Here is a 15255-nt window from a genome sequence, read left to right as displayed (position 1 = left end):
AATGAAAAATATAACTAAATCAGTAATTGCTTTATTTGCGGTACTTGCCTTGTCTTGTAGCGTAGAGGACGTAGAAGATAGACCAGTAATTCAGGGAATTGATACTCCTGAATTAGTTGCGCCAGAAAATGATAAAGCGTATGTTTTATTAGAAGAAAATGCAGAAGAAGTTGCAGAACGTTTTGTTTGGACGAAAGCAACGTACGATGGAAATGTAGAAATTGGATACAAACTTCTAATCGACGTTAAAGGGGGTGATTTTACAAAAGCAGTTGAAATAGGAGGAACTTCTGGTGCTACTCAAATCGAGGTTACGGTTAAAACTTTAAACAACGCAATAATTGCTTTGGGAGGAACACCTGATGTATTAGGTTCTTATGATGTTAAAGTAATGTCAAGTTTAGCTGGAATGGAAAAAATGATGTCTGAAACTCCATTGACTATTTTAGTGAATCCATACACAGGATTAGTTCCATACGCATTTACAGATTGGTATTTGATAGGTGCTGCAGTTGAAGGTGGTTGGGATAATAATGCTGACACAAAACACCAACCTATGTTTAGAGGTGGAGTAAATCCAAAAATTTATAAATTTACAGGTTACTTTAATGCCGGTAATTTTAAACTAATTTCTGTAAAAGGAAGTTGGGCTTCTCAATTAGGGAATGCAGGAAATAACACTATTGAAATTAAAGATAATGCAGGTGAATTTACAATTTCAGCTTCAGGTTACTACACTTTTACATTTAATGTCGAAACGTTAGCGTACACTTTAGTTTCTTATGACGCTGCTGCGGCTTCAGTTTATTCAAGAATTGGTTTCTTGGGATCATCTAGAACGGGTACTGATGCAGGTTGGTCTGGAGATGATTCGGAAATGACTGTTTCAGCATTTAGTCCACATGTTTGGTCGATGAATATTTCTTTATTTGATGGGAAAGGGAAATTTAGAGCAAATAATGCTTGGGATAAAAACTGGGGAGGCGATACGGAATTTTCTGGATTTACAGGTAATGGTGCTAGTGGTGGAGATATTCCAGTAGCTAAATCAAAATACAAAATCTATTTCAATGATTTAGATGGTAGCTATTTGATGTTGCCAAATCAAGAATAATTTGTTTTAAAAAATTTAAGGGCTATCTGTGTGATAGCCCTTTTTTATTTTCTAATTTAATCATAATCGAACTATGAAAAAAATTATACTTTTACTGTTGCTTTTTTGTTCAATAGCAACATTTGCTCAACAACAAGCAGTTACTCATAGCATTAATCCAGCTACTTTCGAAGAAACGACTTCTATAACTATTACTATAAATGGAAGTAGTTTTATGGAATCAAATTGGGGAGTAACTGGAAATGCTTTGTACATGTGGGCATGGTCTTTTGATCTCAATGATGCCAACATTGCTGATTGTCCTACAAATGGTGCTTGGACTGTATCCAATGAAGCGAACCGATTTACCTATAACGCTGGTACAGACACCTATACAAAAACCATTACTCCTAATACCTTTTACAACAGAAATGGAATAGGAAGAATCGGTTTCTTGGTCAAAGCCAAAGACGGTACAGGAGATAAAAAATCACAAGATATATTAGCTGAAGTAGGAAGTTTTCAAGTGACTCTAACTGCTCCTAAGGAAAATAGCGCGACCATAATTACATCAGGCGGAAGTTTGAGTATTGCAGCCACTAATACCGGTGGAAATGCCAGTTATGTATTAAAAGCAAACGGTACAACTTTAAATACAAATGCTGCAACTTCCAGTTATGCTTTTAATCATTCTGCTATTAATGGGAATCAGAATTACGAATTACAAGTTACACAAGGAACAACTATAATCACCAAAAAGTTTAGTGCCATAGTGAATCCAAATGTGGTTAGTGCAGCATTGCCAGCAGGTTTAGTAGATGGAATTAATTACAATACTACCGATGCTACAAAAGCGACTTTGGTTGTAGATGCTCCATTTAAAGACTTTGTATATGTTGCTGGAAGTTTCAACAATTGGCAACCTACAGGTTCTTTTGCGATGAAAAAAGATCCGGCTTCGGGTAAGTTTTGGTTGGAACTAACAGGATTAGTTTCAGGTACTAATTATACATACCAATACTGGGTAGTGGACCAAACTCCTATTGCTGGAACACCTTCATTGGTAAAAACGGCAGATCCATATTCAACTCTAGTCTTGTCTCCTTTTGATGATGGTGGGATTCCTGCTTCCAAATATCCAAATATGCCGGTCTATCCAGTTGGTCAAGAAAGAGAAGTTACCGTTTTGCAAACTGGAAAAACTCCGTATTCATGGAGTAGTGCTACAACAAATTTTATCAAACCAGCTAAAGAAAAATTAGTAGTCTATGAATTATTGGTTCGGGACTTTGATGCCAACAGAAGCTATCAAGACTTAATTAATAAAATCGATTATTTCAAAAATTTGAAGATAAATGCGATTGAGTTAATGCCTGTAATGGAGTATGAAGGCAACGAAAGCTGGGGATACAATACTTCTTTTCACATGGCATTGGATAAATTTTATGGTACTTCAGATAAGTTGAAAGAGTTTATTGATTTATGTCATCAAAACGGAATAGCCGTTATTCTTGATGTCGCTTTGAATCATGCTTTTGGAAGAAATCCAATGCTTCGGATTTGGATGAATGATCCTGACGGAGATGGTTGGGGTTCTCCTTCAACCGAAAATCCATATTTTAATACTACTGCAATGCATAGTTATAGTGTAGGGGAGGATTTCAACCACCAACAACCTAGAACACAAAATTATGTTCAACGTGTCATTAAACAATGGGTAGAAGAATATAAAATTGACGGATTCCGCTGGGATTTAACCAAAGGTTTTACCCAAAACTGTCCTGCGAACGTACTGGGTGGTCAAGAAAACTGTACGGGTAACAAGCAACAAGATAGGGTAGAAGTATTGCAAAAATATGCAGACTATTCTTGGGGTTTAGATGCAAATCATTATGTTATTTTTGAACATTTGGGCGGTAATGATGAAGAACAACAATGGGCCAATTACAGACTGAACGAAACGCCAAGTAAAGGCGTTATGATGTGGGGAATATTGACCTCGGAGTATAATAATTTAACCAAAGGGTATGCAGGTAACATTTCTAGAATGAGTTCTTCAAGCCGAGGATTTACTGCACATCGATTGATGGGTTATGCTGAAAGTCATGATGAAGAGCGCTTGATGTACAATAATTTACAATCAGGCAATAACTCAAACCCGGATCATAATGTAAAAACATTAAACGTTGCATTGTCTAGAATGTCCGCTTTAGGAGCCGTTTCTTTGCTGGTTCCAGGACCAAAAATGATTTGGCAATTTGGAGAACTGGGTTGGGATACCTCTATATTCTCTTGTAACAATGGTAGTGTAAATTCACCGTCTGATGCAACATCAGGTGATTGTAAATTAGACACTAAGCCACAACCGCAATGGACAGCCAATTGGCTTGGAGATACCAACAGAAGCAAAATTTATGATGATTGGGCCAAAATGATTACGATGAAGACGGTAGAACCAGTATTTTCTGGAACGGCAACAATTAATAATAGTAGTTCGTTATTTCCAAATATCAAAATCACGAATAGCGCATTGGCGTCAAGCCAGCTGAAAGATGTTTTGATTGTCGCTAACTTTAATGTAATACCGCAAAATGTTCCTTCCGGATTTCCATATACAGGAACTTGGTATGACTTAATGGATAATACTTCTATTAATGTGATTAGTACCTCAGCGGCAATTACCTTGCAACCTGGAGAATTTAAAATTTACGGAAACAAAAGTGCCTCTTTAGCAATAGCCGATTATGAGAAAGCACCATCGATTGTATTGTACCCAAATCCAGCGTCAAATTACTTTACATTAAATGAACCGATAGCTAAAGTCCAAATTTTTTCGATTACTGGACAAATGGTTAAAAGTTTTGAGGCAAGTCAAGCTGCAGGATATCATTTTTCGATTAGTGACTTGAATCAAGGCCTTTACATCGTAAAAACATTTGATGAAAATAATAGAATAAAAGTATTGAAATTTTTAAAAAATTAAGACTTTTATTGTTTCTAAAAAGTTAAAAAAGATAGGGTTTTAAAATGATAGTGAAAAATAAGTATAAGCTATTGGTGCTAAACCAGACGCTTTTAGTAAAACTATAATTGGTAAAAGAATCCTTGAATTAGTGAGGAAAGCTGTCTGTAAAAAGACAGCTTTTTTTGTATAAAAAAACTGCTCCAATGAAGAAGCAGTTTTTAACTACAATTAAAACTAAAAACTAAATTTTACCCTCTTTGATTTCATCTACAATTTCAGGATTCAATAACGTTGAGGTATCTCCAAAATTAGAATAATCTCCTTCGGCAATTTTGCGCAAAATTCTACGCATAATTTTTCCAGAACGGGTTTTTGGTAAGCCAGAAACGAACTGTATTTTGTCCAATTTTGCAATTGGTCCAATATGATCGGATATGTGTTGATTGATTTCTTTGCTTAGATTTTCTCTGTCGCGGTACTCTCCGCTTTCTTTTAAGATCACAAAACCATACAAAGCATTCCCTTTGATGTCATGTGGGAAACCTACAATAGCTGACTCGGCAACAGCAGGATGTTCATTAATGGCGTCTTCTATTGGTGCTGTACCTAAATTATGTCCGGAAACGATGACTACATCGTCAACGCGACCCGTAATTCTATAATATCCTACTTCGTCACGCAGTGCGCCATCTCCCGTGAAATATTTGCCCGGAAAGGCAGAGAAATACGTTTCTTTATATCTCTGGTGATCGCCCCAAATGGTTCTGGCGATTCCTGGCCAAGGAAATTTAATACACAAACTGCCTGTAACCTGATTGCCCTCTATCTCGTTCCGTTTTTCGTCCATCAAAACAGGTTGAATTCCCGGTAACGGTAGTGAAGCGTAAGTAGGTTTTGTTGGCGTTACAAAAGCGATGGGCGAAATCATAATTCCTCCCGTTTCTGTTTGCCACCAAGTATCCACCACAGGACATTTTTTATCACCTACGTGGTTGTTGTACCAGTGCCAAGCTTCCTCATTAATAGGTTCTCCTACAGATCCAATTACTTTTAAAGATGTTAATTGATAGCGTTGCACGTATTCGATGCTTTCTTTAGCCAAAGCTCTAATGGCTGTTGGAGCAGTATAAAACTGAGTAACTTTGTGCTTTTCGATCGTTTGCCAAAAACGACTGAAATCAGGATAAGAAGGAACGCCTTCAAAAATTACAGTTGTGGCTCCATTTAGTAATGGTCCATAAAGAATATAGGAATGTCCTGTAATCCAGCCAATGTCAGCGGTACACCAGAAAATATCATTGTCCTCATAATTAAAAACGTTCTTAAACGTATAAGCGGAATAGACCATATAACCCGCTGTAGTGTGTACCATTCCTTTTGGTTTTCCAGTAGAACCAGAAGTATAAAGGATAAACAAAGGATCTTCGGCATCCATGATTTCAGCTACATTATTATCCGAAGCTTGGTCTAAAAGAGGCTGCAACCATTGGTCGCGACCTTCTTTCATGTTGATAGTTGAGTTGATTCTTTTAGCCACTAAAACGTTCTCTACACAAGGACAATTCACTAAGGCTTCATCAACGATACTTTTTAAATCGATGGTTTTGTTGCCGCGATAGCCACCATCAGAAGTAATCACCATTTTGCATTCGCTGTCATTGATTCTTGCTGCAACTGCCGAGGCGGAAAATCCTGCAAAAACAACCGAGTGAATGGCTCCAATTCTGGCGCAGGCCAACGTGGTAATCGCAAGTTCTGGGATCATTGGCAAGTAGATACAAACCCGATCTCCTTTTTGTATACCTTGTTCTTTTAATACATTAGCCATTTTACAAACGCGTTCGTATAGCTCATTGTAAGAAATATGTAATGCTTGTTCTGTAGGATCATTTGGTTCAAAAATAATAGCTGTTTTATCCCCTTTTTTGGCAAGATGTCTGTCAATACAATTTTTGACAATGTTTACTTTGGCATTGGTAAACCATTTTATTTCGGCATCAGCCATATTAAAATCAATTACTTTGTCCCATTCCTGGTACCAAGTGAAATTCTCAGACGCTACTTTGTCCCAAAATTTTCTGGGTTCACGCACTGATTTTTTGTAATGTTTAAAGTATTCTTCTAAATTATTAATTTTATAGTAACTCATGGGTATAGATAGTTTTAGTTATTCTTGTTTTGTAGTATAGATTCCAATTTCGTGTTTTGCTAAAACGGCTGCAATTTCATCCACAATAGATTCGTCATCAATAGTAGATGGGATTTGGAAATTTTCACCGTCGGCTATGCTTCGCATCAATTTTCGCAAAATTTTGCCAGAACGTGTTTTGGGCAATCGTTCTACGATAACCACGTTTCGGAGCGAGGCTACGGCCCCAATTTGTTGTCGCACTAATTTAATTGTTTCTTGTTCCAATTGAAAATGTTCCATTTCAGCATTTAATTTGGTCACCACCAATGCGAGTGGAATTTGCCCTTTCAATGCATCATGGATACCAATCACAGCACATTCTGCCACTGATGGATGAGAAGAAACAATCTCTTCCATTTCTGCTGTCGAAAGGCGATGTCCGGCAACATTGATTACGTCGTCTACTCTTCCTGTGATGAAAATATAATCCTCGCCATCTTTAAAGCCACCGTCACCAGAGAAATAATAGCCCGGAAATTTATTTAAATAACCTGCTTTAAAACGCGGATTGTCCTTCCATAAGTCTAATAAAGTTCCTGGAGGCAAAGGTAGTTTTAGCACTACATATCCTTCTTCATTAGGACCTAACTCTGTACCGTCTTCATTAAAAATTTTAATGTCATAGCCACAAACTGCTTTTCCTACAGAGCCTGGCTTTATGGGTAAAGGTTCTACGCCCATCATATTGGCAATCATTGGCCATCCAGATTCTGTTTGCCACCAATGGTCGATTGCAGGAACGGGAATGTGTTTTTGATACCATTCTAATGTAGCAATGTCACAACGTTCACCGGCTAAAAATTGCGTTTTTAAAGAACTTAAGTCATATTGTTTTATAAATTCACCATCAGGATCTTCTTTTTTGATAGCTCGAATAGCTGTTGGGGCTGTAAACATGGCGTTGACCTTGTGCTCTGCAATAATTCTCCAAAAAGTACTAGAATCGGGCGTTCTGATAGGTTTCCCTTCGAAAATAAGCGTCGTGCTTCGGTTAATTAAAGGTCCATAAACGATAAAACTGTGTCCAACCACCCAGCCCACGTCAGAGGCAGCCCAAAAAACTTCATCTGGTTGAACATTGTAAATATGTGTCATCGAAAACTTCAATGCAACGGCGCAGCCACCGGTATCTCTTACTACGCCTTTTGGTTTTCCTGTGGTTCCTGATGTGTATAGAATATACAAAGGATGCGTTGTATTTACGGGAACACAGGCTGTTTCCTCTGATCCGTAAACCAGTGCATCGTAATCGACATCGTATTTTTTAAACGGAACTCTTGCACCTAATTTTCGGTTGAAAACAATCACTTTCTTAGGGCGGTGTGAAGCTAATTCAATAGCTTCATCGACTAATGGTTTGTATGCAATTAAACGATCAATCTCAATTCCTGAGGAAGTTGTAATGATCAATCGGGGTTTACAATCATCAATTCGAATGGCTAATTCATGGGGTGCAAAACCTCCAAAAACAACCGAATGAGTTACGCCAATTCTTGCGCAAGCCAGCATCGCAAAAGCTGCTTGAGGAATCATAGGCATATAAATAACACAAGTGTCGCCTTTTTTTAAACCCAAGGATTGCATGCCTCCAGCTAATTTTGCGACTTCGGTTTTGACTTCCGAGTACGTGTATTTTTTTACGGTTTGCGTTACTGGCGAATCATAAATAATAGCAGTCTGATCGCCATAGCCATCCTGTATGTGTTTGTCGATTGCTAAATAGCAAATGTTCAATTCTCCATCTCGGTACCAAAGCGGATATCCATTGTCATCTTTCGATAATATAGTCTCCGGTTTACTGTACCACTCAATAGCATCAGCTTGTTTAGTCCAGAATTTTTCTGGGTGCTCGATGCTTTCTTCATAAATTTCCTTGTATGTCATTGTGTTGAATTTGTTTCTTATTGAATTAATTCATGAACTTGATCGACCAGTTTTTTGATCGAAAACGGCTTGGTTACATATAAATTTGCACCTAAAGAGAGGCCTTTTTCAATATCCTTTTCTTTATTTTTTGCCGATAGAAAAATCACTTTGCAATGCCGCAGGCGTTCGTCTTTTTTTATTTGTTCCAATGTTGCAAAGCCGTCTACCATAGGCATCATCACATCCAAAATAATTACGTCTGGAAGTTGTTTCTTTAAAATGTCCAAAGCCTCTTGACCATCGCGAGCTATGAAAACTTCAAAATTATTCTTCTTAAACGTATATTCCAGTGACATTACTATGTTAGGTTCGTCATCTACAATTAAAATCTTCTTCATCTTGTTAACTATTTTCTGCTGTGTTATAATTGGGTAAAGTAAATACGAAAGTGGCGCCTTCCACTACATTATCCTCGGCCCAGATCTTGCCTTTGTGATGCTCAATAATTTGTTTGCAAATGGCTAATCCCAATCCACTTCCTATTGGTTTTTTTACGTTCTGGTTGCGAGATTGATAGAATTTATCAAAAATGGCTTCGAAATCTTCTTTCTTAATTCCCTTGCCATTGTTGTGGACCTTGACTTCAATATTGTTTTTATTCTCATCAATCGAAATCACTATTTTTCCATCGGTATCGGCACTAAATTTTATGGCATTCGACAGTAAGTTATGGATGACCTGAATGATTCGCTCTTCGTCATAAAAGGCTTTTATTTCTGTGGAGGCACTACTGAATTCAACACTAATTTTTTTATTTTTGATCAATTGCTGAACGGAATCCAAGGTGTTTTTTATGGTTCTTGAAATATTGTTTTTAGACAAGTAAATTTTTTGCTTCCCAGTTTCAAATTTCTCTAAATCCAGTATTTTATCAATCAAACGATTCAAACGATCCGATTCAGAAATAATATTCTGTAAAAACTGTTTTCTCAACTCTTCTGGAATATCGTCGTCATCATGAAGGATTTCGCTTGCCGCTCGAATGGCCGTAATCGGGGTTCTAAGCTCATGCGTAACGGTATCTAGAAATTCATCTTTTTGGATGTCTTTGTTAACTAATTCTAAATTTGCATTTTTTAGTTGTTCCGATATTTTTTTTAATTCATTGGAAGTGTCTGTCAGTTTTTTATTAATGATCAGGTTTTCTTGTGATTCTTCTAAAATTCGCAACACCTCCGGCAGGCTAATTTTGTCTTCCTTAATAACACTCGAGATTAATATTTTGGCGGAAGCCGTGCCAATATGGCCCGTTAATAAATTCTCGGCAAATTTTATAAATCGAGCATCCGCTGTTGTGATGTCTTTATCAACATTGTATTTTAAATTGAAAATAGTCAAGGCTCTTTTAGTCCTTTCTTCTCCTAAGAAACGCTGCAATACTTTTTGTATGTCCGAGATGTAAGCAGTTCCTTTCCATACAAAAGCATTTTCGTGATTGGTGATGTATTTGTCAATATCTACAAACATTTCGGCATAATTACGTTCCCTGTAATTTCCTTTAAAACTCACTGATACCGCTGCATAACTCAATATATTAATTAATAGACTCCAAAACACAGCATGTGGTATGGGTTCTAAATAATCCAAACCAAAAAGCTGAAACGGTTTTAATAGTGCTATTTCCCAAGGTCCTTCCTGAATGAAAAGGCTCGTGGATTTTGTAAGCCCCATGGCATACGGGATCAAAAGCGTATAAACGCAGATAAAAAAACCAAGAAGCATTCCTGTAATTGCGCCGTTTTTAGAGCCTCTTTTCCAGAATATAGCGCCAAAAAAGGAAGGAGCCAATTGTGCTATAACTACAAAAGCTACTAGACCAATGGAAACTAGAGAATAATCTAAAATGAATATTCGATAGATGGCGTAGGCCAAAATTATAAGTGAAAATATTCCTATTTTACGGCTGTTTACAATTCGTTTATTGTTCTTTTTCTGTGATGAGTTTTCCAATGATCCAATAAAGCCATACGGAATCAGTAGGTTGTTGCTCAGCATGGTGGCAAGTGCAATGGAAGAGACGATTATCATCGAAATCGCTGCCGAAAACCCACCTAGAAAGACTAAAACAGTCAATACATTATTATCAAAAAACTGTGGAATTAGTAGTGAATACGTATCTGAATTGTGGCCTTTGCCGTCAAAAAGTATATTCCCGCCCCAAGCTATTGGAAATACAAAAAGGTTAAAAAGTAATAGGTACAAGGGGAATAGCCAGATGGCTGTTCGAATGTGCGTTTCTTTATTATTTTCCACAATGGCGGTATGGAATTGTCTTGGCAATAAGAAAATAGCAAACATGGATAATATACAAAGAAAAAACCAGTTGATGCCATTTGTTATGCCACCGATTGAATTTTTTTTGTCAAAATCTTTAAGCACAGAGGCTTTTTGATAAATATCATCAAATCCATCAAATACAAAATAGGTTACATAAATACCTACGATTAAAAAGAAAACGAGTTTCAAGATAGATTCCATAGCAACAGCTGTAACAATGCCGCGTCTTTTTTCCGAAGCATCTACGTATTTTGTGCCATAGTATGAGGCAAACAAAGCTAAAGTTAAACAAACATAGGTTGTAGTGTCAGTAAAAATATTATCACTTGCCTGTGTTTTTGTAACAATGTGAAAAGTGTCTGAAATTGATTTTAGTTGTAAAGAAATGTATGGTAATATGCCAATAACACAAATTATGGTCACCAATGCTCCAAGAAATCTACTATTTCCGTATCGTAAAGAAATAAAATCTGCAATGCTGGAAATTTTATTTACTCTCGAAATTCTAATGATTCTTTTGAGAATTACCATCCATGTAGGGACTATAAGTATTGGGCCTAAGTAAATAGGCAAATAACTTAAACCAGATTCTGCTGCCACACCAATACTTCCGTAATAGGTCCAAGCAGTGCAATAAACGGCTAAGGAAAAGGAATAGACGTAGGGATTATTTGTCCATTTAGAGTGGCTTCTTTTTTCAGACCAATAGGCAATGTAAAAAAGAATCGACAAATAAAGCACCAATATCAGTAAAAGTCCAATGCTATTCATAATATCTTTTTATAATTAAGTACGAGATAGCAATTGAAAACAGCCATGCCGAGAAGATATAAATGTATATTATTGGAAACCCGAAAAGGGGTTTTGAACTGTCAAATAGTAGCAAAAGTGGCACGTTCAAAGCCAATAGCATTAGCATTGAAAGAATAACCAACTTTTGTTCATGTCTCTTTTTCATAAGAAGATGCGGTTTGCTTTTCAGCAGAATGTTCTTTCGCCTTTTTTTATAATTCTGTTTTAGAATTGGAGGCTTTGTTTAAAAAAATAAACAACCTCTGCAAATTAATGCAGAGACTGTCTATTGTGGTAATGGTTTGGTTAATTGTCTTTTTCATCGTAATCTCCCATTAAGGAGAAGTACCCAAAGGTTCCCAATCCTAAAACAATTAATGGGGTTAGTATAAAGAGTATAATTATTCCGAAAACTAAGTCTTCTTGTTTTCCGGACATCAATTTTGGTAATCCAAAAGTGAAGATGCAAAAATAGGCTGCGGCAGCTGCTAATGCAATCCAAACTAGTCCTAATATTCTTTTTAATTGATTCATAGCTGTGTTTTTATTCGTGAGCGTTTTTATCTTTATTTTTAATGTAAACCATTCCAACTACAAAACTGACTGCAGCAATAACAATTGGATACCAAAGTCCTTCAAGATAAAATTCCGGATGGCCGAGGTCTTTTGCATTGGTAACAAAATAGGTTGAAATAGCAGGAAGTAAACCCCCGAAGATTCCATTACCTACGTGGTATGGCAATGACATCGATGTATACCTGATTTTTACTGGGAACATTTCAACTAAGAATGCGGCAATAGGACCGTAAACCATAGTTACAAAGATCACTTGTATGAACACTAAAAATACTAAAGCCCAATTGTCACTAGAATTAATTTTCACCGTTGTTTTAGTATCAACTTTCGCTTTACCATCCACTATTATTGCTACACCGTTTTCTAAATGTACGGTTTTTATTTCTTGAAAAGTAGTTCCATCCACATACTCTTTGTTAGTAGTGTAGATTGAGTCCATGGTCTGTTTTTTGGTTTCCTTTAATTCAGCTAGTAGAGTCGTTTTTTCTACCATTTCAGTTTTGTTTTTTACTGATGTGGTTTCGTACATTTGTTTGTAGATGGGTCTGTATAATAAAATGGCCAATAACATTCCGCCCATCATAATATATTTTCTACCTACTTTATCACTCAACCAACCAAAAAATACGAAAAAGGGTGTGCCAAGAATCAAAGAAATTCCTAATAAAGTATCCACTTGAGAGGAATCAATGGACATTACTGTTTTCATGAAATTCATTGCATAAAACTGACCAGTATACCAAACAACACCTTGTCCCATTGTAGCTCCAAATAAAGCCAACAATACAAATTTCATATTGTATCGATTTCCAAAACTTTCTTTCAAAGGATTTGTACTTGTTTTTCCTTCGCTTTTAGCTTTGGCGAAAACAGGTGATTCATCCATGTTTTTTCTAATCAAATACGAAACTCCAACCATGACGATGGATAACCAAAATGGAACTCTCCATCCCCATTCGTCAAATTGTTCCGGTGTTAGGATATTTCTTGTGGCAAGAATTACCATTAAAGAGATGAACAAACCAACTGTTGCGGTAGTTTGAATCCAAGAAGTCCAATATCCTCTTTGTCCTACTGGCGCATGTTCGGCCACGTAAGTCGCTGCTCCACCATATTCACCACCCAATGCAAGACCTTGTAACAAACGAAGAATTAATACTAATAAAGGAGCCATAAATCCAATGGTTTCATAACTTGGGATACAACCTATTAAGAATGTAGCACCACCCATTAAAAGCAAAGTAACCATGAAGGTGTATTTTCTTCCAATTAAATCTCCTAATCTTCCAAAGAAAAGGGCTCCAAACGGTCTAACTACGAACCCTGCTGCAAATGTTGCCAAAGTTGATAAGAAAGCAGCTGTTGGATTATCCGAAGGGAAAAACTTAGTTGAAATTACAACTGCTAAGCTTCCAAAGATGTAAAAGTCATACCATTCGATCATGGTTCCCATTGAGGACGCGGAAATAACTTTCCAAATTCCTTTTGTTGATTTTTCTTTCATGTATTGTTATTTTTAAAATTGATTATAGATAGATTTGAAGTTGTACTATGAAGTCTCCTAATGATCCTGAACGATTTGTTAGAGAGGTGTATACGGGTCTAGTTGAATATTGCGCCGTTATTTTGGCATGGTGTCCATCTAAGAAAAAGTTAGATCCTACATCAAACTGTGTGCTTGACTGTTCCAAAGCATCAAAGTTTTTATAGGTAACAGCACCAAAAGGCTGGATGCGAATTTTAGGTTTCGCTTCTTTATTTGGTAATAAAACACCTGCTTGCGTATACCATATGTTTCCAGATCCAATAGTAGGTTGTGCATTACCAGCTCCTGCAATTGCTCTATTTCCTGTAAAATTAGGATCTACTGAGCCAATATTCATAATCCCAACATTACGCAAATAATTAGGACCAAAATCATAATCATATAGCACACTGTAACCTGTTATGGCCATTTTTTTTTCTTTTTTTCCAATAGGCATATCAAGAAAAACATCGGCAGAGAAAAGTTTGATGTCATGTTTGTTGATAGTACTGTTTACAGAAGTTTTTGTAGCATCAGGGGCCGTGTAAAAACCAGCACCAATGTTGAATACTTTTTTAGTTCCTAAATAGCTACCTACTTTAAAAGGCAATACATTGGCTTCTTGATCTAAAAACTGGTATTCAAAATATCCGGCTTTAGACCATTTCGTCATACCACTGTTATCTACAGCTACGGCATTCGATGCAATCGTTGTGTTTGCAGGAGTTAAGTTGGTAGCATAAGGTTTGTTGTAACTCAAGCGATATTCAAGTTTTCCATATTTCCCCTTTGCAAATAGACCTACCTGTCTGGCAAATTGATCTGAATTTTCAATTAATGGCCAGTTAAAAATAGGAGCATCAATAGTTAGAAAATTTAAAGTTGAAGCCATTGTTAGTCTAGACAATCCCATGTAATAGTGCAATCCAGCACCGAGAGTGAAACTAAATTTTTTGTCTTTTTCTGGCAATACAACTGCATACTCATTCCATGCGTCATGAAAGAATAAACCTGGTTTTTTCCCGGCACCATAGCCGCCAGTACCTGAGGTTCCTGCTGCGCCACCGTTAATGAAAGTTTGGTTGTTAATACCAAAATGAGTCAAGATCATGTATCTTTTGGATATTTGTGCATAGGCTAGAAAACGCAAGCGTCTGTTGCCTATATCGGTCGCAGTGGATGTTGCTTCTCCACCAATCATTGTTCCAGGATTCATCTGAGCGGAACGCATCCAGATCTGGTTCCAAGCAATTACGCGCATGAATTTGGAACCGTCTTCGTTCAGATTAAATTTCAGTCCGGCACCATAGTCGGTGGAGCCTTGTGAAAATCCTTCAAGAGACAATAGTAGTATTGCCGCTGTAAAAAATATTTTTTTCATAAATAGAAATTGGTTATTAAATGGTTGGTTAATAAAGTGCCAAATTCAGTTATTTTATTCTAGAAAAAAATTTCAATATATTTTTGTGTAAAGTACTATAGTTAATCTTTAAATCGCTCCCATTTAATGAGCATAAACTTATCGCCAAGTTCGGTAATAATCATCCCTGCTCCAGAGAGTAATTCCTTGTTTTTTAAAAATTCTACTAGTTCTAAGTGGCTAAAAATCTTGTAAGTGGGATGGTAGTTGGCGTGAGAGGGCTTTTTGATATTATAAGACTTTACCCAATTGCTCACCGTTACATGTGAAACCCCTATTATTCGCTCTATTTCCCGAAAACTTAGACCTTCTAAGTAGAGCTGCAATGCTTTGGTTACGTAGTAATCATCTATCTTTTTTCCAATTTTATTAACCGTAAAAAAATAATTGCATTTTTTACATAAGTACCTTTGTTTGCTGTTAATTACACCACTTTTTATGATGTGGTTGCTTTGGCATTTTGGACAGCTTAAAATCTCCATATATATAA

10 protein-coding genes are annotated in these 15255 nt (G+C 36.6%); 2 read left to right on the top strand and 8 right to left on the bottom strand.

Annotated elements, in window-relative coordinates:
* Nucleotide 1 precedes the first annotated feature (1 nt).
* Nucleotides 2-1114, top strand: a complete 1113-nt coding sequence (locus IWX83_RS09725) for a SusE domain-containing protein (RefSeq protein WP_196829332.1) — start codon at nucleotides 2-4, stop codon at nucleotides 1112-1114.
* Nucleotides 1115-1187: 73 nt separating this feature from the next.
* Entirely contained in the window at nucleotides 1188-4076 is a 2889-nt protein-coding gene (locus tag IWX83_RS09720; RefSeq protein ID WP_196829330.1) for an alpha-amylase family glycosyl hydrolase, read from the top strand.
* Nucleotides 4077-4299: 223 nt separating this feature from the next.
* On the opposite strand, the gene acs is transcribed toward IWX83_RS09720, so the two are convergent.
* From acs to IWX83_RS09680, 8 genes are all read right to left on the bottom strand, one after another.
* On the bottom strand, nucleotides 4300-6207 hold the full coding sequence (gene acs / locus IWX83_RS09715; protein ID WP_196829328.1) for an acetate--CoA ligase: 1908 nt from the start codon (nucleotides 6205-6207) through the stop codon (nucleotides 4300-4302).
* An 18-nt stretch (nucleotides 6208-6225) separates the two neighbouring features.
* Nucleotides 6226-8133 (bottom strand): AMP-binding protein, encoded by a 1908-nt coding sequence (locus tag IWX83_RS09710; protein ID WP_196829326.1) that lies wholly within the window; start codon nucleotides 8131-8133, stop codon nucleotides 6226-6228.
* A 17-nt stretch (nucleotides 8134-8150) separates the two neighbouring features.
* Nucleotides 8151-8513 (bottom strand): response regulator transcription factor, encoded by a 363-nt coding sequence (locus tag IWX83_RS09705; RefSeq protein ID WP_073352786.1) that lies wholly within the window; start codon nucleotides 8511-8513, stop codon nucleotides 8151-8153.
* A 4-nt stretch (nucleotides 8514-8517) separates the two neighbouring features.
* Nucleotides 8518-11223 (bottom strand): sensor histidine kinase, encoded by a 2706-nt coding sequence (locus IWX83_RS09700; RefSeq protein WP_196829324.1) that lies wholly within the window; start codon nucleotides 11221-11223, stop codon nucleotides 8518-8520.
* A 327-nt stretch (nucleotides 11224-11550) separates the two neighbouring features.
* Nucleotides 11551-11778, bottom strand: a complete 228-nt coding sequence (locus tag IWX83_RS09695; RefSeq protein ID WP_073352818.1) for a DUF6814 family protein — start codon at nucleotides 11776-11778, stop codon at nucleotides 11551-11553.
* A gap of 10 nt (nucleotides 11779-11788) precedes the next feature.
* Entirely contained in the window at nucleotides 11789-13324 is a 1536-nt protein-coding gene (locus tag IWX83_RS09690) for an MFS transporter (protein WP_196829322.1), read from the bottom strand.
* A 22-nt stretch (nucleotides 13325-13346) separates the two neighbouring features.
* Nucleotides 13347-14726, bottom strand: coding sequence for a porin (locus IWX83_RS09685; protein ID WP_196829320.1), 1380 nt, complete (start codon nucleotides 14724-14726; stop codon nucleotides 13347-13349).
* A gap of 101 nt (nucleotides 14727-14827) precedes the next feature.
* Nucleotides 14828-15247 (bottom strand): helix-turn-helix domain-containing protein, encoded by a 420-nt coding sequence (locus IWX83_RS09680; RefSeq protein ID WP_073352781.1) that lies wholly within the window; start codon nucleotides 15245-15247, stop codon nucleotides 14828-14830.
* Between the last annotated feature and the right edge of the window lie 8 nt (nucleotides 15248-15255).

Origin of the sequence: Flavobacterium sp. CG_9.1 (assembly GCF_015751645.1) — a bacterium.
GTDB lineage: Bacteria > Bacteroidota > Bacteroidia > Flavobacteriales > Flavobacteriaceae > Flavobacterium > Flavobacterium xanthum.
The sequence above is the reverse complement of the archived record's forward strand: the minus strand, read 5'-3'. Positions and strand labels throughout refer to the sequence as shown.